Below are 22,525 nucleotides of genomic sequence, written 5' to 3'. Positions count from 1 at the left end.
CGATCGATGTCGCGGCTTGGGAAGTCAGCGGGTGATCAGCGAGAGCGCGATTTCGGTCTCGGTGAGTTCGACATTGAGGTGAGTAGCCCGCAGGTTGCGGTCGCACAGCGGAAGCAGACGCTCGGCCTCGATGAACTCGAGGCCGTCATCGGCGCCGAAGTGGCGGCGCTTGTAGTCCCACCAGTCAACGTCGGCCCCTGGGGTGGCATTGCTCGGAATAGATGACGAGCGCGCCTGTCCCTTCGACGAGCCTGCCGTTGGACATGATGTAGACGCCCTCGTCGCCGACCAGCCACAGACCCGGACTCTCGCCTTCGCCGGGGCGGGTGCCGTAGTAGGGATTGCGGAAACCGTCATTGGCCGCGGCATCCTCGATGCCGCGCTCTATGACCTTGCGGACCGCTACGATCGGAAAGGTAAACATCGCCGCCTCCCTCACGCCGCTGCGCGAACGGGAAGGTGCCTGAGATGCACCGGCAGCTTGGCCGCGATCTCGTCGTCGGTCAGGTCGTCGAGCAACTTCTGCTCGGGCGTCCCCAGGCCATAGACGAGGATGGTGCGTTTGCCGCGATGCTCGGCTCCGAAGCGCTCCCCGGCGTAGCCGCGGTACTCGTCATGGGTCGCGCTCCAGACATGCTCGAGGCGCTCCGCACGCGTCATCGCCTTCACTGGCCAGGATTCGCGTTCGACGATGGCGTCGCGCATCTCGACCGGCGAGCGGGGCCGCGCGAGGTCGCAATAAGCATGGAAGTAGCGCGTCCTGCCGTTGATGCGCAGTGTGTAGAAGACGCTGGTCAGGCTCTCGGTGAGGAACTCGCGCAGGGCGAACATCTCGCCGCGCATCCAGAGCGGCGGCAGCAGGTCGAGCATGTAATCGTGCTCGGCTCGCGCGATCTCGAACCACTCGCCGGCGAACAGGCCGCTGTCGTCATTCTCCCAGCGATCGGGCCGCTGGGCGTGGCGGTCGAAGAGGCGGAACATCTGCCGGCGATCGGCGATGCCGAAGTAGACCTTGCGGATGAAGGATTGGGGCATGGGGGAGGCTCCTGGCCTTGTGCGGAGCCGGAGCGCGGTTCATCCCCTATGGATCACCGTCTTCTTCGGCCCTTCCGGACCCCTCCCCGCGGCCGCCTCCCCGCCCGGGCGGGTCAAGGGCCGGCGCGAGCCGGGCGAAGCTTCACCCTTGAGGCGACCGGCGGGCATGCGGCAGCTCCCTGCTTCCTCCCCTCCTGTGCTTCCGCTTTAATTCTCAGATCGGCGTTCCAGTCGTCCGCTACAGGTCGAAGGCGATCACCGCCGCACTGAGCTTGCTCCCCCAGTCCGAGCAGGCGGTCGGCATAGATGTCGCCCTGTTTGTTGTTGTCGGTAGCCGCGACGATCTCAACACCCAGCCTGGCGGCAAGCGCGCGGAGCGCCGCATCGGTTGCCGGCGACCAGCCGCCCCCGGTGCTGAGATAAAGCGTGTCGGCGCGGAAGCCCTCAAGCGCGGCAAGGCTCATAGCGTCGATCGCGGCTTCGGTCACGCAAAGGCGCAACGCATCGGGACTGCCGAGGCGGAACAGCACCTTGGCGCCGCCGGTGGCAAAGCCGCGCCAGTCCGGTCCGCGTTCTTCCCAGCCCGTAACGGTGCCGTTGGTGTCGATATGGGCAGCCCACATCGAGCCGTGCGGGCCTTCGCGCAGGACGCCGGCGCTGATTGCGGCGCGGACGATGCGGTCGGGAAGATGGCGGGCCTTGGTGAGATAGCGCCAGGTCGCCGATCCGCACCACGGCCTGCGCCGTGCGTGCCAGCGCTCCGGTATCGACAGGTCAGGCTCCCGCTGGCGGGACACCCGCTGCCAGACCGGCTCGGACGGCACGAACCCGACAAGGTTGGCGACGTCGTTCATGGCTTCGACGAACGGCACCTTCTCAAGATGTTCGACCAGGCGAAAGACATCGCCCTTGTCGTCGCCAAGCGGGTCGAACCAGCCCTTGCCGTCATGGATGACGATGATGATCGACGCCTCACGGCGATACTTCATCGCCTTGCGCGTGCTCTGCTTGACGTCGAGGGCGAACCCCGCGCGCTCCAGCACCGCAGCGCAGGGTACCTTGTCCTTCAGCCCTTCAATTTCTGCTTTTTCCATTTTCGCCCGCGCACCTGTGCAGCGCCTCCCTTCTATTCGGTCCTCGCCCAAACAATCAGGCAGGAACAGGAGGCCGCGAAGCGCAAGGCGGGCAAGGGCGCGGCATGCAATGCGATGATAGTGCCGGGTTGCGCCGCGGCGCAGCTTCCCTTGCCGGCCTTGGCGCGCAAGCGGCACGGTGCGCCGCCGTCAGTTTCGGTGATGCTCTTCCTCCGCGACCACTGCACGCACCGCGTCGATGTCCATTTCCGCAAACTGAGCGATCCGGGCGACTTCGCAGCCCATCTTGACCCAATGGTAGTCGGCACGGGCAGCCTGGCGCTGCGCGCGGTCTTGTCTGAAACTTGTAGCATTCTACGGACTGCGAACCTTGCTGACGCTCGCCCGCGACTATGTAAACACGACCGCCATGATTTTCGGCGCGGCACCGAGCTTTGATGATGTTCTGGCCTCGGCCCGGCAGATCGAGAGAGCCCTGAACGCCGGAAGCCAGATGCGGCGGCCCCGATGCCAAATCAATCGCCTCCTTCCTCGACAGGCTGGCGGCGCAGGTTCTGCCTTGCCGGGCCGAAGCGATCTAATGTCTTTAGAGCTATGATTTTTCGCGCCGAGAGATCGCCACGCCATACGCCTCCTGAGCGCGACACCCGTCGATAGGTTAACCACCCTTTGAGTTGGAAATCCGCTTTCGGCGACGGCACCCCGCGATAAGCACTTGGTTTCGCTGTAGGTGCGATCCGTACTGGCATTCTTCGGCAGGAGAGCAAGGCCTTTGCTCCTCGCTTTCTGTTATCAACCCGTCGCTGAAAATCCGGCCCTTCTAGGCCTCTGCGTCGGGAGAGCCCACTGCTCTCCTGACCAATGTGAAAAGGGCGTACAAGGTGAAGGCACCGAAATGTCCGTAAGCGCAAACAAGTCAGTTCGGTGCTGGAGCAGGTTCGTGGCCATGAGACCGGTTCAACAGGGCGGCCGAAGGAGCATCAGCATAGCGCCGCCGTCAAGGCGGGATGCGGGACCGACAGCCCCCGGCGAAGGGCGCCATATGAAACGACCAGTCCGGTTCCAGCAATCCTGGTTTCGATGTCACCGATACCCAAATGAAATCGGGTGAGAAATGCCGCGGAGTCGTGCGTCGCCAAGGCAATTTCTGGATGCTGATGGCATCCAAAGCCAAATACGCCACCGCCATATAGCCGCGTAAAACTCTCCTATGACCGACGCCATGCCGCGCAGCGGAACATCGAGCCGCCATCCACGTCGAGCGCCGCGCCGTAGACGAATCTCGCGGCGTCGGAGCACAGGAACAGGATCGCGGCAGCCATATCCTCGGGCCGGCCCATGCGGCGTATCGGCAGGTCGGCCGCGATGCGGTCCTTGAGGGCCGGGTCGATATGGGAGTGCATCGGTGAGTCGGTCGGCCCCGGATTGAGGGCGTTGATGCGCACCTTCTTTCCAGCCAGTTCGCGCGCAACCGACCAATTGGTAAATCAGCCATTCAGCTCACGACGCCTTGCTGTCATTGGAATCGGACACGATAAACGGCTCGATCGAGCCGTTTGCCGCATGTGGGCAGACCCCACCATTCAGACAGGTTCTGCCGGCGAAGCGGAAGATTCGCGACACCGGCAAAGTGTTCCTCCGTCTGACCCGAAGTGCCGGAGCCCGGCATTCCTGCCGTCATGCGGCAAGAGCCATGGCATCGGCGCCTGCGGCCTGGCGCAACGGACAGTCCGGCTTGGTCACTGCCCGCCAAATGGCCGCAATCACGTCCGCCGGCTCGGTGATCTTCGTGTTCGCCGCCGCCGCGTGAGCGGCAAAGACCTGCTTGGCAATGGGGCCATAGGCTTCGGGAATGCCCCCCGCTTCTGCCATCTTGCCGCGTGCGTTGGCCCCGAAACGGGTCCCTGGAGCTTGGCCGGGCAGGACCAGCCGCGTGCGGATGCCGAAGGGCTCGAGCTCCAGCGCGAGACATTCGGTAAAGGCATTCACCGCAGCCTTGCTGGCCGTGTAAATCGGTAGCAGCGGCAGAGCCTTCAGCGTTGTGCTGGAGGAAACATTGACGATCGTCCCCGCTCCGCGTTGCCGGAACTGCGGCAGCACGGCGCGGACCATCTCGATCGTGCCGAAAGTGTTGGTCTCAAAAATTTCGCGGATTATCTCTTCCGGCGTGCCCTCCAGCGGTCCCATCCAGCCGATGCCCGCATTGTTTACGAGCGCATCGATCGGACCTGCTGCCTCGACCGCGCGGCCGATCGCATCGCGCTCGGTCACGTCGAGTTGCAGGATGCGCAGTCGATCGGAGGCGGGCAAGACATCCTCGCGCGGGCTGCGCATCGTGGCGACGACCGACCAGCCCTTGTCGATGAAGTGGCGCGCGGTCTCCAGCCCGAAGCCAGAGGAGCATCCGGTGATCATCACGGTGTTCATGGGGTGTCTCCGTTGTTGGATGCTTTCGATATCGACCTTGCGGAGCGAACTTTCTATAATCGCATGTCCGTGATTGTTTATCGAAAGTCCGAAATGTCAGATCCGCTTTCCGAAGTGATCGCCCTTTTGCGTCCGCGCGCGCCCTTTTCGAAGCTGGTGGACGCTTCCGGCCCCTGGCGCGTACGGCGGACCGAGATTGGACAGGTCTACTATTGTCTGCTCCTTGCCGGTCAGGCGCGTCTCGAGGTGGACGGCAAGCCGCCGATGAACCTTTGCCAAGGCGATTTCGTGCTGGTGCCGGCGGTGCAGAGCTTTGCCATGTCGAGCACCGATCCCGAACCGCCGCCTGGGCTGGAAAGCCGCCCTTTGATCCGTCCGGACGGAACAGTGCGGATCGGGCCAGAGAATGCCGCTGTCGAGGTGCAGCAGCTCATCGGGTATTGCAGCTTCGGCGCCCCGGATGCGGAGCTGCTGGTGTCGCTGCTTCCCGATATGGCCATGGTGCGGGGGGAGCAGCGTCTTGGCGACCTGGCGCGACTGGTGCGGGACGAGGCGAGAGCGGATCGCCCGGCACGCGACGTGGTTCTGGAACATCTGCTGCAGGTGCTACTGATCGAAGCTCTGCGTTCTGCGACCGAGACGAGTGCCACGCCAGGCCTGCTGCGCGGGCTGGCGGACGACCGGTTGACCGGCCCGCTGCGCGCCATCCACGCGGCGCCAGATCGCGCATGGAGCGTCGCCGAGATGGCACGTGAGGCGGGGCTGTCCCGCTCGGCCTTCTTCACGCGATTCAACCGAGTGGTGGGCATGGCGCCGATGGAATACCTGCAAAGCTGGAGGATGACGCTGGCCAAGCACATGCTTAGAGCGCGGCAGCACAGCATCGCGCAGATTGCGGCGAAGACCGGATACGGCTCGACGAGTGCCTTCAGCTCAGCCTTCTCGCGGTGCGTGGGGGCGCCGCCAGCGCAATACGCCCGCGGTGCTTGAAGCGGCGAAATCAGGTGTTCATAGCTGTGCCAGTGGGGGCCGACTGCTGACTGTCCGGTCCTGGAGCGGACCCTGCAGATAGCTGCCGTTCGGTAACCGACCTTAGTTCCTGCCACCACTAAACAGGCCGCGCAGCCACTTGCCAAATCGGACCCACCATTTGCGATTGTGCGCGCGAGCGGCATAGTAGGCCTCGCCTCGGTGCTGTTCCGCGATGCGGCCCGCGTTGATGTTCTCTTCACTCCACTGGCCTGCCCACAGGACTTTTCCGCCTGTGATGACGGAGTGCGAGCGGCGCGGCAACTGCCAGTTCCCGATTCAGGGAACGACCGTAGGCCCACCGTTCGCATAGGTCACTCGCCATTCAGGAGGGCCGAGCGGCGTCGTAGCCTTCGTACCGCAACCGCACGCGCAAAGATGCACAGCGATGTCGAACTCATCGGCCACGTATAGCTCGCGAGCTACACCCCGAAGTTCGCCTACGGTCGCCAGTATCCTCAGGTCCTGGCGCAGCCGAACTGCGCGATCCCGACGAGCATCGCTGTGCCGTCCTTCCGGTCCGCCCCGCAAAACGTCCGTTTAGGCGCTTATCTGCCGTTCGTGGCAGCCACCGGAACGACCACGAGCCACCCAGATGACGGTGCGACATGATCCCGGTGCGATGAAGGGAAAGTCGATTTTTTCTCATTCGGGGCCGGATGCCGAAAGGGAGCTTCAGGTCTTCGGATGCGCGATAGCGGACGTTTACCGTGGGCGCCTTGAAGTCTCGACCTGATCCAAAGCCGACGTAGGCGCATTAAATCAGGCGGTTGCTTTCAGCAAGGTGACGCGCCCGCCGCATCGTGCCGTCGGTGTCGGCGATCTTTCGTCTTGCGGCTTCGTCGCTTCTGATCGTCAGCCGCTTCGATAGGACTTTTGCGGCCTCGACGATTGGCTCGATCGTTACGACCGGAGCATCCGGGGTTTTCAAGTATCTCATGCTCATCATCCTTTCAGGCAAAAAATGAAAGCGAACGCGGAGCAGCTGCCCGCTCCGGCAAGTTATGCACGGCGACAAGGTTACTTTCGTACGATCCAGGCCAGCAGTGCCGAATCAAAATCGGAGTTGCCGGCATAATCGCGGATCAGAAGCGCGGCGTTTCCGTGCCATTGATCCTCAGGGATGCGATTTTCGATGACCGGTGTTCTGAAGGCGTTGCGCAGGATATTGCAGTCAAAAGTCGAAATCACATCGGCGGAATGATCGTTGTCCATAATCCGGCTCCCATCGAGGGGCGGGAGTATGATGGACGCGCTCAAGCGCCGGTGCCCATGTTCTGGCCGGCGACAATGGCACTGTACGCCCCCGACATTCCGGCGGATTTATTCGTTGGTACATCGGTACAAGTCAGCGGCCGGCCTCTTCCCGCCGCTTGGCGTCTTGATCGCTCAGCCGGCTACCATCTCGTACGCTTGGCCGGCATTGATGCCGACCATGATCTTGTGATCGGACTCGGCGGGCTGGCCGGTGAAGACGTCGAAAACGGTCCAGCTGTCCGGATGGTCCATACGAAGCCCGTGGCGGTTTGCCATATTCCGCGTCCTTTCGTTTTCGCCCGCCGCCGATCGGTTCAGGTTTGCAGAATGAAAAATACCGCCGCCAGGACAAGTACTGTCCACAGCACCACGCCGAGGTTCAAAGCCAGGCCCCTGCGCGACGAGAGACCTTCTCGCATACGGGCCGCCAGGTTCGTCATATTGCTGGATGTGGCCGAAGCCGCCACAATGGCGACCGGCGACTTGACCCCAAGCCTGCCGAACACCGGGGGTAGCGTCGGTTCACGCACGGCCGTCTCCTGGCGCCAAGGTCTCAGTATCCCATTCCGCCCATGCCGCCGCCGCTAGGTGAAGGTGCGGCATCCTTGGCCGGAATGTCGGTGATCATGGCTTCGGCGGTGATCAAAAGCGCTGCGATCGAGCCGGCATCCTGCAGTGCCGTGCGCACCACCTTTGCCGGATCGACGATGCCTGCCTTGATCATGTCGACATATACCTCGTTCTGGGCGTCAAAGCCCTGATTGTGGTCCTTGCTGTCGGCAAGCTTGCCGACGATGATCGACCCTTCGACGCCGGAATTCTCAGCGATCTGGCGCATCGGCGCTTCGAGCGCCCGGAGCACGATCGAGATGCCTGCGGTGACATCGACATTGGCGCTGGTCAGGCCCCTGAGCGCCGACCTGGCGCGCAGCAGCGCCACACCACCGCCGGGCACGATGCCTTCCTCGACAGCCGCGCGCGTGGCGTTCAGCGCATCGTCGATACGGTCCTTCTTTTCCTTGACTTCCGACTCCGTAGCACCGCCGACGCGGATCACCGCAACGCCGCCGGAGAGCTTGGCCAGCCGCTCCTGCAGCTTTTCCTTGTCGTAGTCGGACGTGGTTTCCTCGATCTGACCCCTGATCTGGGCGACGCGTGCCTGGATGGTGGCCTTGGCGCCGGCGCCGTCGATGATCGTGGTGGTGTCCTTGTCGATCAGCACGCGCTTGGCGCGACCGAGCATGTCGATGGTGACGTTTTCGAGCTTGATGCCGAGATCCTCCGAGATCATCTGGCCGGCGGTGAGCACGGCGATGTCTTCCAGCATCGCCTTGCGGCGATCGCCGAAGCCCGGCGCCTTGACGGCCGCGACCTTGAGGCCGCCGCGCAGCTTGTTGACGACCAGCGTGGCCAGCGCCTCGCCTTCGACGTCCTCGGAGATGATCAGCAGCGGCCTACCGCCCTGCACCACTGCTTCGAGGATCGGCAGCATCGCCTGCAGGTTGCCGAGCTTCTTTTCGTGGATAAGCACATAGGGCTCTTCCAGTTCGACGCGCATCTTGTCAGCATTGGTGACGAAATACGGGCTGAGATAGCCGCGGTCGAACTGCATGCCCTCCACGACGTCGAGCTCGGTCTCGGCGGTCTTGGCTTCCTCGACAGTGATGACGCCGTCATTGCCGACCTTGTCCATGGCCTTGGCGATCATCTCACCGACGCTGGCATCGCCATTGGCGGCAATGGTGCCGACCTGCGCGATCTCGGCCGACGACTTGACCTTCTTGGCCCGCGCCTTGATTTCCTCAACCACGGCGGTGACCGCCTGGTCGATGCCGCGCTTGAGGTCCATCGGGTTCATGCCGGCAGCGACCAGCTTGGCGCCTTCGCGCAGGATCGAGGCGGCCAGCACCGTGGCGGTGGTCGTGCCGTCCCCGGCAAGGTCGTTGGTCTTCGATGCCACTTCGCGCACCATCTGGGCGCCCATGTTTTCGAACTTGTCGGTAAGCTCGATTTCCTTGGCCACCGTCACACCGTCCTTGGTGATGCGCGGCGCGCCATAAGCCTTGTCGATGATGACGTTGCGGCCCTTTGGGCCGAGCGTCACCTTGACGGCGTTGTTCAGGAGCTCGACGCCGCGCAGCATGCGGTCGCGCGCGTCGGTGGAGAATTTGATTTCCTTGGCAGACATGATCGTTGATCCCGTTCGAAAATTGGAGTGCGCCGTTTGCCGTGAAGACTGCCCGGTCAGGCGGCGTTCTTGACGGCCATTGTCTTGTCGACAATGCCGGTCTCGCTCTTGTCGATGATGCCCATGATGTCGGCTTCCTTCATGATCAGAAGGTCCTCGCCATCGATCTTGACCTCGGTGCCGGACCATTTGCCGAACAGGATGAAATCGCCGGCTTTCACATCGGGCACGATCAAGGCGCCGCTTTCGTCGCGTGCTCCCGGGCCGACGGCGATCACTTCGCCTTCCTGCGGTTTCTCCCTGGCATTGTCGGGAATGATGATGCCGCCCTTGGATTTGGTATCGCCTTCGGCGCGGCGAACGACGACGCGGTCGTGGAGTGGCCGGAATTTCATGGGGAACTTCTTTCTGTGGCCGGCATTGGGCGGCCGCTGCCTCTGTATAGGCGGGTTGGCACTCGATAGATAGGAGTGCCAGAATTATTTCTCGCCGATGGCCAAGAATTCGAATGAAATAATTCGAGCCGCGCAGAAATTCATCCGCACTTGTGGGAAATTTTCTGCCGGCTTGAATTCTGCGGGCGTGCGTCTGTTATTTCAAGGGACAAATAAAAATCGTCTCGACCTTGTTTAGAACTCAAATGAGGCGCATAGGTAAAACTCGTTGATTTGGTCGAGTTGGCTTTGTGTCAGAGCCCCGCCATTCACCACCGAATTCTCGAAAACGAGTGCAGCGCCGGCCGGCGCACATTTCGTTCCGTTCGAACCCCTGGAATGACATCGACGCTGACCACGGATGTACTGGCAGCGTCGGGCATCATTCCGGTGGTTCGAGTGGGAATGATAGGGAAACGCGCAGGCGCGGGTTTCCGCTGAAAGCCGCAACAAATGACCAGCCGCACCACACCAACTATCGTTCGCTTCAAGTCGGCGTTTTCGCTGCCCGGCTTTGATGCACCGCAACCACCCGGGGATTACCGCGTCGATCACGACGAGGAAGCCCTCGAAGGAGCTTCCCTGATCGCGTGGCGCCGCGTCGCCACCTTCATTCACCTGCCGGCGATCTCCGCAAGCGGTGCTACGCGGCAGATGGTGCCGATCGAACCGGCATCGCTCAAAGCCGCACTGGAGCAGGACCAGAGACAATGATGAGAACCACGATGATGCAACGCAACCCACACCCGGTCCGCCGCGAAGCCGCAACGCATCTATTTGCCCTCGGACAGGCTGTCCGGCTGAAGGGCGGCTTCGGCACGTTTCCAAAGACTTCGGAAATCTACCGGATCACAGCCAGACTCCCGCCGAGGGAAGATTCGGCGCAGTACCGCATCCGCAACGACGGCGAACCTCATGAACGGGTGGCGACGCAAGACAGTCTCGAACCGGTCGCCACATCGCCGGGTGACACCATAACGCTCATCGAAAGGACGTTCGCACATGGCAAAGGGACCGAAACGCTCGAGCCGGGAAATCAGGAAGCCGAATCAGGAAAAGGCCCTGCCCAAGCCTAAAAGCGTGTTCGGCGCCGACACCAGACTTCCTGACATCAGTACCCCTCGCGGCTAAGGCGAGAACTGACACAGCGAGATGGATGATGATAAAGATCATGATCGAATTCTATCGCACCCGAGAAGCGGACGATGCGCATGCCGTGCTCGGCCGCGAGGCCGCGGAAGCCGCCGACCTCGACGATGCGATCGAAATCGCCAGGCTTTTGGCTGGGACCCTGAACATGCCGCAGCGGCCGGACGCCATGACGATCGCCGATGCGAATGGCGCAACGCTCTATTCGGGCGTTCTCGCCGGGGAGGCGAGTAATGAGGATCGGCTAACATCATGAGTGGCCATAACAACGAAAGCTGTCGGACCCGCAACGTCGCCGCGCTTGCGGTCTGGGAAAATGAGGGCGGCGCGTCCGGGCGCGATTTCTATGGACCATCAAATGGCCGTCGAGTGGAAGTTGGTCGCTCCTGGACCGACTTCCACGTTTTCGGCGCGCAACGCCGTCCGCCTCACCGATCATGACGGCTTGCTTCTTGGTCGATGTCGAGGCGCTCGCGAAATCGGATATCGCCTTGGCCGAGACCGGGCCTGCTGAAACAAGATACCTTTCAGCATTCGAGGCCTTGCTGATGTCCATCCATGATGTTGCTTGCAAAGCCTACTCCCGCAACCGTCGCGGTTCCTGCACTCCGACCCCCGCTGATTTCCGGCAGGAAAGATCCACATGCTGATCCGCTACGGCTATGAGATCACGCTGACCTGCCAGCAACCGACCGCATTGGTATGCCTGCTATCGGTCCACGACGACCGCGCGGCCGATATCAGGATCCCCGAAACGGTCTTCACCACGCCCGATGTTCCGACATCGACCTACCATGATCTCTTTGGCAACCGATGCCGCCGGCTTGTCGCGCCCGCGGGCGACCTGACGATGTGGGGCGATGCAACGATCGAGGATGACGGCAAGATAGACAGGCTGCTGCCAGCTGCCCGCGAAGTAGCGGTGTGGGATTTGCCGGACGGCTGCCTTGTCTACCTAATGGGCAGTCGCTACTGCGAAACCGATCGTCTCAGCCAGGCGGCGTGGGACATGTTTGGCGCCACTGCCCCAGGTTGGGGCGGCGTGCAAGCAATCTGCGACTTCGTCCACGGTCATATTCAAGTCGACTACATGCAGGCCAGATCGACGCGAACGGCCTTCGAGGCGTACCAGGAACGCATAGGCGTCTGCCGCGACTTCGCCCATCTCGCGCTGACTTTGTGCCGCTGCCTCAATATTCCTGCACGCTATGTCAACGGACACCTCGGCGACATCGGGGTCCCGGTCGTCGACCCCATGGACTTCAGCGCCTGGATCGAGGTCTTCCTGGACGGTGCTTGGCATACTTTTGATCCCCGAAACAACACGCCCAGGATTGGCAGGATCGTCGTCGCCCGCGGCCGCGATGCGGCCGACATTCCGCTCATCAACTCCTTCGGCCCGCATGTTCTCAAAGGGTTTCGGGTCTGGACCTACGAAGTGCAGAACCTTCATCTCACATGAACGATTTGCAGGCGGGGCGGGGCGCGGCCTCTCGACCTGTTGAATTAGGGGCCGTTGCTGGCGCCAAGCGGATCGTCTGCTAGTGGCGCTATCATGACTTCCAGCACGGTCGCCTGCGACGTCCGCTTTTAGGCAGGGGCACAGCTAACTTTGATGACCGAAGCGAGGCGCAAAGCTGCCGTTCACGTCTCGATAGCTTTCGGCTCAGACTCTCCCGTTCCTTACCGGTCTTTGCGGCACCGAGACAGGCCCATCATGCCCGACACTGTAAGAAGTATCGCATGCTCTCCGAGTGGGGGGAAAGGCGGTAGCGCTCTCCCGCTACCACTTCAAACCCTCTACACATCCTGAATGGGCGCTGGATTAAAAGCTAACCTCTTTCCTTCCGAATAAGTGCTCGATGCGGGAAGGAGCGCGAGGGCGGGGCTTCGGGGCACCCTCGCCGCCCAAAAAGCAAGCCCGGATCGATTTCGGTCCGGGCTTGCCGTGAATGTGCCGAGGTTATTCGGCGGCCATGGCCAAGCTATCTGGCGCTTCGGTTACTGCCGAACGCAGAATACCCGGCAACCATCCCTTGCCTGCCAGTTCCTCTCGGCCCACCGCCTCGCCCTTGGGCGAGCGTTCCACCGCCTTGGCGACGGCTTCACTGCAACCGGCCGCGCGGAGCACGTCGGCGATGCGATAACCTCGTCCATTGGATGCATCGCTACGTGGTGGGTGTTCTCGACCAGCGAGATTCGTGTCGCTCCCCTCCCGCTTCTCCACCACCCGCATTGCGGGAGCGATGGTTTCGTCTTGTGCCTCGACGACGTACCAGTTTCGCCTTGAGCGCCACTCCGCCGTGCTGATCTTGTCGCCGAAGCACCTTTCTGCCAACGGACCTTGGGTCGCCTATCCTCCTCGCCGCGCAAGTGCTTCACACGGCGATGACCACCTCACGCCCTTCGGCGCTGGGCCGGCATGCTCTTGAAACGATTCCATAGGCGCTCCCGGATGGCCCGCTTGAACTGATGAAGGCCGAGCCGACATATTGCCCCCTCGTCCGGCCGGCCGTCAGCGCGAAAGCCGGCTTTCCGGGCTCCCGTTCGACCCAAGCAACTCCTATTCCTCGACCGTGGAGCCCTTCACTTTCACCAATTCCTTGGAAAAGCAGGCCGCCAAAGGCCAACACCAATCTAGGGACGTTCTCAAAAACCGGAGGGAAGCGGCTCATGTCTAACATCTCTGTCGGCCAGGAACGCAACGATCTCGTGGTCGATCGCTTCCATGTTGGCTTCGCGAAAGTTTTCGTGCGCGCCTGGCAAGACAACGGTTTTTATCCTGGTTTCTTCAGACGCCCAGCCCTTGTATTGCTCGACGGTTGCGGCGCCCCATTCTGAACTGGCAAGAACCAGGATGTCACAAGGATAGGATGAGGGCGAGAAGCCGGCAGCGGCGTGGATGAGCATACTTTTGAACGCCTTCTGGCGCGTATGGCGCCCAATCCATGTCTGCCCCATCCCGACTGCCTTCAAACCGTCGCGAAGCGTGCGCCAGTAGACGACCTTGCGCGTGATCTGACGCCGCCTCTGAGCGGTCATGCGATTGTCGGCCATCGGTTTCAGCCAAGCCGAACCGAGCGGCGGTGGATCTATGAGCAGTAGCGCCGGTCGCTCGCCGGTTGCATCATAGGTGAGGCGTCCAACCTCGATGGCCAGCAGACCGCCAAAACATATGCCGCCGACCACATGCGGATGTCGGCCGGTGGCCGAGGTCAGACCGTCGAAATAATTGGCGCTTATCTCGGCCACGCTAGAGTATGGCGTCTCTCCGGGTTCGAGCCCCATGCCACGCACCGCCATCACCGCGTATTTTTCCTTGAGGCGCTTGCCAAAACGGTTGGCAAACAGGGCGGATCCCGAAATGCCGTGTATCATGGCGATCGGCTCATGGCCGGCGCTGCCGGACACGCGCACGATGAGCTGAAGGGCCGGATGAACCTGATTCAAGGAGGCGACCAGGCTACCGAATTCGCGCGGCGTCGGAGCCGCGAGCAAGACCGAGGTCTGGAGCTTGATGCCGAAGCGGCTCTGAACGGCAAGAACGACAGTTTCCGCGGTCAGTGAATCGCCACCCAGATCGAAGAAATTATCGTCGATGTCTGCACTCGGAATTTGCAGTTCCGCAGCAAAGATGCCTGCGATCAGATGCGCCGGCCCAATGCTTGGCGCTGCCTGAGCAGCGCGGATAACTTTCTGCATGCTCATCGGCAAGCCCCTGAACCGATTGATTTTCCGCCGATTGCAAGCAGGGCGGTACATCGAATGCCTTTGCTTTTAACGTACAGCCTGTGCGACTAACAGGGATTCTTACCCAGAGAGACCAAACACCCTGAGCCGGTCTGAATTGTTATTCGCATTCAGCGAACGACAGTCCTGGCAAAAAGCCCTTTCCAGATCTTGATCAGTTTTGCAGACGGCGCGTTCTCTTTCTTGTCGGACGATTGCACGGTCTGGCCATCCCCAACGGGGCCGCCACGTGCCTGAAGAAATTGCTGGAGAAGTGGCTTGTCTATCTTGCCTGTCGGCGTCAAAGGCAATGACTCGACCGCTTGGATTCGGCCTGGAATTTTCCATTGAGGGAGGATCGATCTCAACCCGGCTCTTAAGGCGTCAGTCTCAAACAACGCTCCCTGCCTCATCACGACGAAGGCAGCAAGGGAGTGCGCATCCTGGCGAAGCTCGGTGACGACCGCTGCTTCGTTCACGGTTTGAAGCAGCATGAAAGCCTGCTCGATTTCCCGCGTTTCGACGCGATACCCGCGAATCTTGACCTGGTCGTCGCGCCGCCCGAGGAATTCAAGACTGTCGTCGCTCGATAGCCGCCCGATGTCGCCGGTATGGAACAGACGCTGGCCGGGAAAATTGGAGTCGGTGCCGAAATGCCTTGCCGTTTCGGACGACTGCCGCCAATAACCATCTGCCAGGAAAGCGCTGCGGATGACGAGTTCGCCCACACCTCCCGGTTCGACTGGCTGGCCATCTTCATCGATGACCAGAAGAGATTTGTCGGTGACCGGGCGCGGCGCCGGTACCGTACCTGCCGCAGGTGTCTCGCCTGGGGCCACCGATGCCACCGCGATGTGACCAGCTTCGGTGGAAGAGAAACGGTGGCGCAAGGCACAGGACGTGGTGAAGCGAAGGCGCCATTGCTCAACGTCCGAGGCAATGACCGTTTGGCCCGCAAGCGCCACGAGGCGTACCGACGGATGCAGGCCCGAGCCATCGAGCATCGACAGATACTTGCGAAACAGCATGACGGGCGGATGCAGCAGGGTGATGCGGCGCTCGTCGATCCACGCCTTCAGATCGGCGAGACCACGCGATGCCGCGTCATAGAGTTCCAGCGTGGCGCCGTTCAGAAGCGCTCCGAAGACGTCCGCTTCCGATGAGGCGAAACTGCAATATGTCAGAAGAGACTGACGGTCCGAGAAGGTTACCCCGTCATATCGGGCACAAAGCCAGGCCCGATGCAGTACGGTGCGATGGCTTTTCACCACGCCCTTCGGCCGCCCGGTGCTCCCGGAGGTATAGAAGATTGCGGCCGGGTCGCCTGGGTCGACCGGAACATGCAGCGCATCTGCGGAGTATCGCGCGTCGATGTCCTGGATCAGGCGAACCCGCCTTTGGTCATCGACAAGGTTAAACGCGGTCATTGCGTGAGACGCGCCGGCGAGCAGCAGATCCGGCGCAGCATCGTTGATGATGTCGCGCTGCGCTGCAAGCGGCATTCCAGGATGAACGCAAAGGAAGGCCTTTGCCGCCTTGAGCGTCGCCAGCGCACAGATCACCATGTCCGGCGAATGGTCGACAAGATAGGCGACGCATCCTTGCCCTGGCTGCGTGCGCTCAAGGATTGCGCGGGCCAGTTGATTGGAACGCCGGTCGACCTCGCCGTAAGTCCATTGTTGCCGCTCGCCGCCGATCGCCACGTGTGAGGCATGACTGCGGACAACTCTGTCGAAACGCGCCGGGATGGTCTCCTCCAGCTCGGCCCGGTCGAACGTCATCATGTGATCGTTCTGATTTGGCGCAAGATCGTGCAACTGATCAGCCATGACCCTCTGCAAGCCGGATTTCGGTCACGACATCCAGTTCAGCTTCGAGCTTTGCCTTGCGTCCATAGGCGATGAGCGCACTATAGGTGGATGAGCGCAACCACACACCTTCCTTCAGGCTCTGCCGGCGGGCGCGCAATTCCATTTCACCGGGGATCAGGATTTCGTTGGCGCCTTCGGCGCGTTCCCCGTTCCTGGTCTGCTCGATCAGGCGATCGACGCGCTCGATAAAGTCCCCAACCGGCATGAACCGCTCGGGGTCGAGTGCCATGAAGAAGTGGCCGTAGTCCGGTGCGTGGCGGCTGTCGTGCAGCGTGTCTCGCTGATGATCACGGCCGAAACCCGCGCCGCTGAGCACACCCGCAAGCACTTCCATCACCAGTGCCAGCCCATAGCCCTTGTATCCGCCGATCGGCACGCCAAGTCCTGCGGCGAGATCGCCGAGATCGGTAGAAGGACGCCCCGACCGGTCAAGAATCCACCCAGCTGGCAACGGACTGCCTTCCGCCACGGACAAGCCGATCTTGCCGCGCGGGGCGACGCTCATGGCGATGTCGAGAAGGATGGGGAAATGCCGTCCTGCCGGAATGCCTACACCAAGCGGATTGTTGCCAAATGTTGGCGTGACGCCGCCTGTCGGCGCCAGGATCAGCGGTCCGTTGGTTGTGCAGAGTCCGATGAAGTCGTGCTTCGTTGCTTGCCATACATAATGGCCGGCGGCGCCGAAATGGTTGGAGCGGCGGACGCCGACGATTCCGACGCCGTGCCTGCTCGCCTTTTCAATGGCAAGGTCCATTGCCACCATGCTCACCCACTGGCCCGGTCCGTTGTCGCCGTCAATCCGCGCGATGGTGGCGCTCTCGTGTTCGACCCGGATTTGCGGACGAGCTTTGATCTTGCCCGAAGCAATCCTTGAGGCATAACGCGGAATGCTGACCATGTCATGTGTCGGCTGTCCGCGCAGGCTTGCCTCAAGCTGCACTTCGGTGACAATCGCCGCACCCTCGGAACTCAGTCCGGCCCGTGTCAGCGCATCGCGGCCATAGGCGCGAAGGCTCTCGATCGTCACCAAAACTTTCGTGCCATTTTCGCTCGATACCGGTGCGGCGGCCACGATTGGCCCGATATCGTGCCGTGCCACGGCAACAGCGCGCGCCAGATCGGCAATCGTCTGGTGCCGGTAAAACTGACGCAGATCGACGATCAGGCCGGCCTTGCCGGCTTCGACAACGATATTGATGCTCAGGATGGAATTGCCACCCAGGTCGAAGAAGTTGTCGTGGAGCCCGATCTCATCGAGCCGCAACACCCTTTTCCAGATCTCCACCAAGATCATCTCGACGTCGGTAGGTGCTACCCCGTGCGGATCGACCCGGATCGAGGGATGCGCGACAACATTGGAACGAACCGACGGCTGCAGCTCTCTGGTGAGCAGAGCCCCCCGGTCGATCTTGCCGTTCGGGGTGCGGGGCAGGCGCTGCAGAATCACGATCCTTTGCGGCAGCATGTGTTCCGGAAGCTGCCGCTTCAGAAGCTCGCGCAGCCGTAGCGACAGGGCAAGCGTATCCGCATCACGCGGCTCGTTGGCCGCAACGAAGGCGACCAGGCGTTTTCGATCGCCGAGATCATCGTCCTCGCCAGCATCCTCCACAACACCGACGACACATTCGCGTACTTCAGGGTAAGCAAAGATCGCAGCCTCGATCTCGCCAGGTTCGATGCGGAAGCCACGAATTTTGACCTGTTCGTCGGCGCGGCCGAGAATTTCGAGCGTCCCGTCGGGCCGGTAGCGGGCGAGGTCGCCGGTTCGATGCAGCTCGCCCTTATGCGGGCTGAACGGATTGGGCCCGAAGTTGCAGACGGTCTGCTCCGAACGATCGAGGTAACCGAGTCCGATTCCTGCCCCGCCAATGTACAAGTGGCCTCCAATGCCGATCGGAACCGGATGGCCGGACGTGTCCAGCACGTACGCCTGCGTGTTGGCAATCGGCCGCCCGATTGGGACGATCCCCGCCACGCCGCCCTCCGCCGGAATGGGGTAGACCGTCACGATCCCCGTCGTTTCGGTCAGGCCGAACATGTTGATGAATTCTGTCGCGGGTTTGCAGAGCCGACGCCATTTTTCGACCAAGGCGCTGGGCAAGGGCTCGCTGGCTGAAAGCACGAGCCGCACATGATTGTCGAGCAAGGATATCCGCACGGATTGGTCGAGCGACGTCAGAACCTGCAGGCAGCTGGCCGAGAAGGATGGAACGAGGTCCAGCACCGAGACGCGCTGACGGCGCACCGTCTCGAACAGCAGATACGGATCGCGCAACTCCTCGGCCGATGCCATTGCCACGGCAGCGCCGCAGGAAAGCGGGACGGCAAACTGCCGTATCGAGGAGGAGAACGAGAATGAAGCGGTGTGCAGATAGATGTCGTCCGGACGGATAGCGAGTGCGCGGATCATCGCCTGCGCATAGTGGCCGACATTGGCCTGCGTGATCATAGCGCCCTTGGGTTTGCCGGTGGAGCCCGACGTATAGATCACATATGCAAGTGCATCGGGCGCGCAGAGGCCTATGGGATTGCGCGGATCCTCCTGCGCCACGGAAGCCCTGCAGGCATCCAGGCAGATCGTCCGGCCGGACTCCGCAAGATCGCCCGCAATCTGGAACGCGGCCGGGAACTTTGCCAGCAGCGACGTCTCTGTGACGAGCAGGCTCACGCCGGCATCATGCAGCATGAGGGCGATGCGCTCGGACGGATGTTCGGGGTCGACCGGCAGGAATGCGCCGCCGGCCTTCCACACTCCCAGCAGCACAGCCAGCATCTCGCCTGATCTTGGCAGGCAGATCGCGGTCAATGTCTCGCGGGCAACCCCACGGCTGCGAAAGTACCGCGCGAACCGGTTGGCCCGTTCATTGAGCTCGCGGTAGGTGAACTGCCGGTCCTTGCCCAACACCGCGGCGGCCTCGGGTGTTCGTTCCACCTGCGCCTCGAACAGCTGGACACAATCCTGACCAAGCAATCCTCCGACTTCGGTGCGGTTCCAGTCGACTTCGATCTGGCGGCGGTCGGCGTCGGGCAACAGGGGCAATTCCGACAGTCTTTGCCCGGGATCGGTTGCTATGCCTTCGAGCAAGGTCTGGAAATGCCGGGCCAGCCGGTCGATGGTGGCCGGCTCGTACAGATCGGCGTTAAATTGCCAGGTTGCGGACATCGCTTCCGGGCTTTCCGACAGGTACAAAGCGAGGTCGAACTTCGCCGTCGCCTTGTCGATGCTCAAAGGCTGTGCCGCGAGGCCCGGCGCGAGATCGAAGCAAGGTCCTGTCGCGTGGCCGGTCGCCGATCGTGCAGGCAAGCCTGGCAATTCCGGGACGTTCTGAAACGCGAACATCACCTGAAACAACGGCGTGTGGCCGGGATCGCGCCGAATCTTCAGCTGTTCCACGATGCGTTCGAGCGCAACATCCTGGTGTGCATAGGCATCGAGCGCCGTCGACCGGATGCGGCCGAGCAACGCCAGCAAGGGCGGGTCGCCGGCAAGCGATGTCCGCAGGACCAGCGTGTTGGCGAAAAACCCGATCAGCGGCTCCAGCTCCTTCCTCGGGCGGTTTGCGATCGGCACGCCGACGACGCAATCGTCCTGCCCGTTGTAGCGGAAGAGCAACGTCTTGAAGGCCGCCAGGAAGATCATGAACAGGGTCGCGTCCTGGCTTCGGCCGAGGACCTTCAAGCGATCCGTGGTTTGACGGTCGATCACGGCCTGCAGAGTTCCGCCGCGATAGGATTGAATGGCGGGGCGCGGGCGGTCCGTCGGAAGCGTGAAGGCTTGCGACAGTCCTTCGAGCCGGCGGACCCAGTAACCGGTCTGGCGCTCGAGTTCCCCGGCCTCGACGCCGCGCCACTGCCAGTCCGCGAAATCGCCATACTGGAGCGGCAAGTCTTCGAGCGGCGACGTCGTGTCGTGATGAAAGGCGTCGTAGAGTTGCTTCAGTTCGGCATGGATGACAGCGACCGACCAGCCGTCGGAAACGATATGGTGCATCGTCAGCAGCAGGAAGTGCTCGTCGAATGCCAGCCGGATCAGCCTGGCGCGAAAAAGCGGGCCCTGTGCCAGGTCGAACGGTTCCGCGACATCCTGGCTGGCAAGGCGCATTGCCTCGGCGGCGCGCACCTGCGCATTGTAGCCGGTCAGATCGATCACCATCAGCCTGGTTTCCTGAAATTCGGAAACCACCTGCACCGGTTCGCCCTCGCGCATGTGAAAGGTCGTGCGCAGGATGTCGTGACGCCGACGAATCTCATCGAGGGCCGCCGCCAGTGCGCGCTCGTCTAGCGTGCCTGTCAACCGCAGCGAGGCCGACATGTTGTAAGCGCCGCCGGCGCCCATTCCGTCGAGAAAATAGAGGCGCTGCTGGGCGGACGAGAGTGGTGCGGGCGTCGCCACTTGCCGCCGCGGGATGCGTGTCGTGCCGGGCTCAGATACCGGTCCATGCTCCAGCCGCACCGTGCCCTCGGCCACGAGATTGGCCATATGCTCGCCGATGCGTTCCGAAAGTCGCGCAACGGTGGGGCGTTCAAACATGCTGTCGATCGGCAATCTGACCTGAAATATATCCTGCAGCCTGGCGAGAACCTGCATGGCGATCAGCGAATGACCGCCGAGATCGAAGAAGTCGTCATGAATGCCGGGCGGTTCGGTCCCCAGCACTTCGGCAAACACCGCCGCCACCCGGCGCTCGGTGGCGGTTCGGGCAACCACCTTGCCGGTCCGTGGCGCATCGACTTGCGCGAGCTGTCGTTGCGGATCGAGCGTCAGGGCCAGATGCCTGCGATTGACCTTTCCGCCGGAATCGACAGGGATTGCCTCCACCACAATGATCTTCTGCGGCACCTTCGAGCGCGCCAGCCGTTCGGCTACGAAGCCGCGTATCTGCTGATCCGACACCAATTGCTCGTACCCTGGCTTGAGCACGACCGATGCGGCGACCACTTCGCCGAGCACCGGATGTGGAACGCCGAAGGCAGCCGCCTGCGCGATCGCGGGGTGTTGGAGCAGGACCTGCTCGACCAACAGCGGCGATATCTTTTCGCCGCCGCGATTGATGATGTCATTCAGGCGCCCGGTGACGAACAGATAGCCGTCGGCGTCGATATGGCCCATGTCACCCGTCCGCAGCCAGCCATCGATGAATGCGGCTTGGTTGGCGGCGGGGTCACCGTCGTAGCCCTGCATGACATTGGCGCCGCGAATGACCACCTCGCCATTTGCGCCGGGCGGCAGGAGACGCCCGGTTTCGTCCATGATGGCGATTTCCGGCCCCGCGGCTTTGCCCACGGAGCCTGGCTTGCGTTCGAACGGCGGAAGCCGGTTGCTCGCAATCTGCGGCGCTGCCTCGGTCATTCCGTAGGCCTCGACAAACGGCACGCCGAATATTTTTTCAGTCTCCGCGATCAGCTGAGGCGGCATTGGTGCCGAAGCCGAGCGAATGAAGCGCAGTCCACTTTGGCGAGGGTCATCCGGGCAGAGACGGATCTGATCGAGAATGGTGCGATGAATGGCGGGCGACGCCGAATACCAGGTCGGCCTGAACTCGCTGAGACAGCTGAAGAAGCTGTCGGCGGAAAAACCCTCCATACTGATGTAGGAGCCCCCAGATACCACTGACGATAAAAGGCTGCTTATGCCATGAATATGAAACAGTGGCATCACGCCCAGACACCGGTCGGTATGCCGGAGATCCACCGCCGAGCAGATGTTGTGCGCCGCAACGCAAAGGTTTCGATGTGTCAGCGAGACTAGCTTCGGCCGCGCCGACGTGCCCGACGTGAAAAGTAGCAGCGCGGCATCGTCTGGCGTGGCCCTGGGCTGGTCATCGCGACGTGCCCCGCTGGCGCCGGCTAACAAGAAGGGCCCGAGAGCCGCGTCGCGCGCCACATGCAGTCGCAGAATGCGCATGTTCAACGAAATCGCCACGGCGAGCACCGGCGATTGCCAGCCATCCGACACGATCAGCGCCTTGGGCTGCAGCGCGCTTAGTTGCGATTCAAGCTCGTCGGAGGGCCATGCGGGATTTAGGGGAGCGCAAGCCGCGTTGGCTGCGACCGCCACGATCACAGCAGCAGCTTCCGTGCACTCGGGCAGAAGAAGCGCTACGCGGTCGGCTGGTCCGATGCCTTCCAGCGCCAGCCATTCACCGATGTGGCGAATCTTGAGCGCCAACCCTTGATAGGTAAGAGGCGCGCGTCCCGCAGCCAGAAGGGCCACCGTTCGCGAATTCTGTCCCGCATGCCGATCCACATGGCCACGTATCGTGTCCATCAGATCATGCTCCAAGATCGGACGTTATTCAGCAACAGCACCGT

19 protein-coding genes and 2 pseudogenes are annotated in these 22,525 nt (G+C 62.1%); 5 read left to right on the top strand and 16 right to left on the bottom strand.

All coding sequences use genetic code 11. The features are described 5' to 3' along the window. Nucleotides 1-24: 24 nt before the first annotated feature. The 5 genes and pseudogenes from LB535_RS27280 to LB535_RS27260 form a co-directional block, all read right to left on the bottom strand. Nucleotides 25-424, bottom strand: a pseudogene (locus LB535_RS27280) (DUF3085 domain-containing protein). Nucleotides 425-435: 11 nt separating this feature from the next. Then, nucleotides 436-1,035, bottom strand: coding sequence for a DUF1419 domain-containing protein (locus LB535_RS27275; protein ID WP_224634375.1), 600 nt, complete (start codon nucleotides 1,033-1,035; stop codon nucleotides 436-438). Nucleotides 1,036-1,148: 113 nt separating this feature from the next. After that, nucleotides 1,149-2,129, bottom strand: coding sequence for a DUF3991 and TOPRIM domain-containing protein (locus tag LB535_RS27270; protein ID WP_224634374.1), 981 nt, complete (start codon nucleotides 2,127-2,129; stop codon nucleotides 1,149-1,151). A gap of 1,208 nt (nucleotides 2,130-3,337) precedes the next feature. Beyond that, nucleotides 3,338-3,604: pseudogene (locus LB535_RS27265) on the bottom strand (SDR family NAD(P)-dependent oxidoreductase); the annotation flags it as partial. A 202-nt stretch (nucleotides 3,605-3,806) separates the two neighbouring features. Further along, the gene (locus tag LB535_RS27260) at nucleotides 3,807-4,556 is read right to left on the bottom strand and encodes an SDR family oxidoreductase (RefSeq protein ID WP_224606037.1); all 750 of its coding nucleotides are present in this window, start codon (nucleotides 4,554-4,556) and stop codon (nucleotides 3,807-3,809) included. 15 nt (nucleotides 4,557-4,571) lie between these two features. Between LB535_RS27260 and LB535_RS27255 the strand changes: the two genes are divergently transcribed. Next, nucleotides 4,572-5,546: an AraC family transcriptional regulator gene (locus LB535_RS27255; RefSeq protein ID WP_318012356.1), complete on the top strand. Its 975-nt coding sequence runs from the start codon at nucleotides 4,572-4,574 to the stop codon at nucleotides 5,544-5,546. Between the two features lie 318 nt (nucleotides 5,547-5,864). On the opposite strand, the gene LB535_RS29120 is transcribed toward LB535_RS27255, so the two are convergent. From LB535_RS29120 to LB535_RS27220, 7 genes are all read right to left on the bottom strand, one after another. Next, on the bottom strand, nucleotides 5,865-5,969 hold the full coding sequence (locus LB535_RS29120) for a DUF6527 family protein (RefSeq protein ID WP_411969618.1): 105 nt from the start codon (nucleotides 5,967-5,969) through the stop codon (nucleotides 5,865-5,867). A 373-nt stretch (nucleotides 5,970-6,342) separates the two neighbouring features. Beyond that, nucleotides 6,343-6,525, bottom strand: coding sequence for a hypothetical protein (locus LB535_RS27245; protein WP_224544552.1), 183 nt, complete (start codon nucleotides 6,523-6,525; stop codon nucleotides 6,343-6,345). Between the two features lie 80 nt (nucleotides 6,526-6,605). Continuing rightward, on the bottom strand, nucleotides 6,606-6,800 hold the full coding sequence (locus tag LB535_RS27240; RefSeq protein WP_224634372.1) for a hypothetical protein: 195 nt from the start codon (nucleotides 6,798-6,800) through the stop codon (nucleotides 6,606-6,608). A 174-nt stretch (nucleotides 6,801-6,974) separates the two neighbouring features. After that, the gene (locus tag LB535_RS27235) at nucleotides 6,975-7,118 is read right to left on the bottom strand and encodes a hypothetical protein (RefSeq protein WP_224634371.1); all 144 of its coding nucleotides are present in this window, start codon (nucleotides 7,116-7,118) and stop codon (nucleotides 6,975-6,977) included. 38 nt (nucleotides 7,119-7,156) lie between these two features. Continuing rightward, the gene (locus tag LB535_RS27230; protein WP_224634370.1) at nucleotides 7,157-7,372 is read right to left on the bottom strand and encodes a hypothetical protein; all 216 of its coding nucleotides are present in this window, start codon (nucleotides 7,370-7,372) and stop codon (nucleotides 7,157-7,159) included. A gap of 23 nt (nucleotides 7,373-7,395) precedes the next feature. Then, nucleotides 7,396-9,030, bottom strand: coding sequence for a chaperonin GroEL (gene groL / locus LB535_RS27225; RefSeq protein WP_224634369.1), 1,635 nt, complete (start codon nucleotides 9,028-9,030; stop codon nucleotides 7,396-7,398). A gap of 56 nt (nucleotides 9,031-9,086) precedes the next feature. Beyond that, nucleotides 9,087-9,425: a co-chaperone GroES gene (locus LB535_RS27220; RefSeq protein WP_224634368.1), complete on the bottom strand. Its 339-nt coding sequence runs from the start codon at nucleotides 9,423-9,425 to the stop codon at nucleotides 9,087-9,089. Between the two features lie 492 nt (nucleotides 9,426-9,917). Between LB535_RS27220 and LB535_RS27215 the strand changes: the two genes are divergently transcribed. The 4 genes from LB535_RS27215 (at nucleotide 9,918) to LB535_RS27200 (ending at nucleotide 12,075) form a co-directional block, all read left to right on the top strand. Next, on the top strand, nucleotides 9,918-10,178 hold the full coding sequence (locus tag LB535_RS27215; protein WP_140721212.1) for a hypothetical protein: 261 nt from the start codon (nucleotides 9,918-9,920) through the stop codon (nucleotides 10,176-10,178). An 11-nt stretch (nucleotides 10,179-10,189) separates the two neighbouring features. After that, a complete protein-coding gene (locus tag LB535_RS27210; RefSeq protein ID WP_411969617.1) occupies nucleotides 10,190-10,540 on the top strand; it encodes a hypothetical protein in 351 nt (116 codons plus the stop codon). Between the two features lie 86 nt (nucleotides 10,541-10,626). Further along, nucleotides 10,627-10,869: a hypothetical protein gene (locus tag LB535_RS27205; protein ID WP_224544590.1), complete on the top strand. Its 243-nt coding sequence runs from the start codon at nucleotides 10,627-10,629 to the stop codon at nucleotides 10,867-10,869. Between the two features lie 387 nt (nucleotides 10,870-11,256). Further along, complete coding sequence (locus LB535_RS27200; protein WP_224634366.1) at nucleotides 11,257-12,075, top strand: transglutaminase-like domain-containing protein; 819 nt, start codon at nucleotides 11,257-11,259, stop codon at nucleotides 12,073-12,075. A 501-nt stretch (nucleotides 12,076-12,576) separates the two neighbouring features. On the opposite strand, the gene LB535_RS27195 is transcribed toward LB535_RS27200, so the two are convergent. From LB535_RS27195 to LB535_RS27180, 4 genes are all read right to left on the bottom strand, one after another. Further along, nucleotides 12,577-12,951, bottom strand: coding sequence for a hypothetical protein (locus tag LB535_RS27195; RefSeq protein WP_224634365.1), 375 nt, complete (start codon nucleotides 12,949-12,951; stop codon nucleotides 12,577-12,579). A 311-nt stretch (nucleotides 12,952-13,262) separates the two neighbouring features. Beyond that, entirely contained in the window at nucleotides 13,263-14,321 is a 1,059-nt protein-coding gene (locus tag LB535_RS27190) for an alpha/beta fold hydrolase (protein ID WP_224634364.1), read from the bottom strand. Between the two features lie 152 nt (nucleotides 14,322-14,473). Beyond that, a complete protein-coding gene (locus tag LB535_RS27185) occupies nucleotides 14,474-16,171 on the bottom strand; it encodes an AMP-binding protein (protein ID WP_224634363.1) in 1,698 nt (565 codons plus the stop codon). Then, nucleotides 16,164-22,481, bottom strand: coding sequence for a non-ribosomal peptide synthetase (locus LB535_RS27180; protein ID WP_224634362.1), 6,318 nt, complete (start codon nucleotides 22,479-22,481; stop codon nucleotides 16,164-16,166). The genes LB535_RS27185 and LB535_RS27180 overlap by 8 nt, the downstream gene beginning before the upstream one ends. Nucleotides 22,482-22,525 lie beyond the last annotated feature (44 nt).

The sequence above is a fragment of the Mesorhizobium sp. CA10 genome (genome assembly GCF_020165285.1).
Taxonomy (GTDB): domain Bacteria; phylum Pseudomonadota; class Alphaproteobacteria; order Rhizobiales; family Rhizobiaceae; genus Mesorhizobium.
This window is presented reverse-complemented; position numbering and strand designations above follow the sequence as displayed.

Excerpts from the sequence above, each read along its gene's own strand:
- LB535_RS27270 (WP_224634374.1), bottom strand. The coding sequence starts at position 2,129 with ATGGAAAAAGCAGAAATTGAAGGGCTGAAGGACAAGGTACCCTGCGCT.
- LB535_RS27210 (WP_411969617.1), top strand. The coding sequence starts at position 10,190 with ATGATGCAACGCAACCCACACCCGGTCCGCCGCGAAGCCGCAACGCAT.
- LB535_RS27275 (WP_224634375.1), bottom strand. The coding sequence starts at position 1,035 with ATGCCCCAATCCTTCATCCGCAAGGTCTACTTCGGCATCGCCGATCGC.
- LB535_RS27200 (WP_224634366.1), top strand. The coding sequence starts at position 11,257 with ATGCTGATCCGCTACGGCTATGAGATCACGCTGACCTGCCAGCAACCG.
- LB535_RS27260 (WP_224606037.1), bottom strand. The coding sequence starts at position 4,556 with ATGAACACCGTGATGATCACCGGATGCTCCTCTGGCTTCGGGCTGGAG.
- LB535_RS27185 (WP_224634363.1), bottom strand. The coding sequence starts at position 16,171 with ATGGCTGATCAGTTGCACGATCTTGCGCCAAATCAGAACGATCACATG.
- groL (WP_224634369.1), bottom strand. The coding sequence starts at position 9,030 with ATGTCTGCCAAGGAAATCAAATTCTCCACCGACGCGCGCGACCGCATG.
- LB535_RS27235 (WP_224634371.1), bottom strand. The coding sequence starts at position 7,118 with ATGGCAAACCGCCACGGGCTTCGTATGGACCATCCGGACAGCTGGACC.
- LB535_RS27190 (WP_224634364.1), bottom strand. The coding sequence starts at position 14,321 with ATGAGCATGCAGAAAGTTATCCGCGCTGCTCAGGCAGCGCCAAGCATT.
- LB535_RS27245 (WP_224544552.1), bottom strand. The coding sequence starts at position 6,525 with ATGAGATACTTGAAAACCCCGGATGCTCCGGTCGTAACGATCGAGCCA.
- LB535_RS27215 (WP_140721212.1), top strand. The coding sequence starts at position 9,918 with ATGACCAGCCGCACCACACCAACTATCGTTCGCTTCAAGTCGGCGTTT.
- LB535_RS27180 (WP_224634362.1), bottom strand. The coding sequence starts at position 22,481 with ATGGACACGATACGTGGCCATGTGGATCGGCATGCGGGACAGAATTCG.
- LB535_RS27220 (WP_224634368.1), bottom strand. The coding sequence starts at position 9,425 with ATGAAATTCCGGCCACTCCACGACCGCGTCGTCGTTCGCCGCGCCGAA.
- LB535_RS27240 (WP_224634372.1), bottom strand. The coding sequence starts at position 6,800 with ATGGACAACGATCATTCCGCCGATGTGATTTCGACTTTTGACTGCAAT.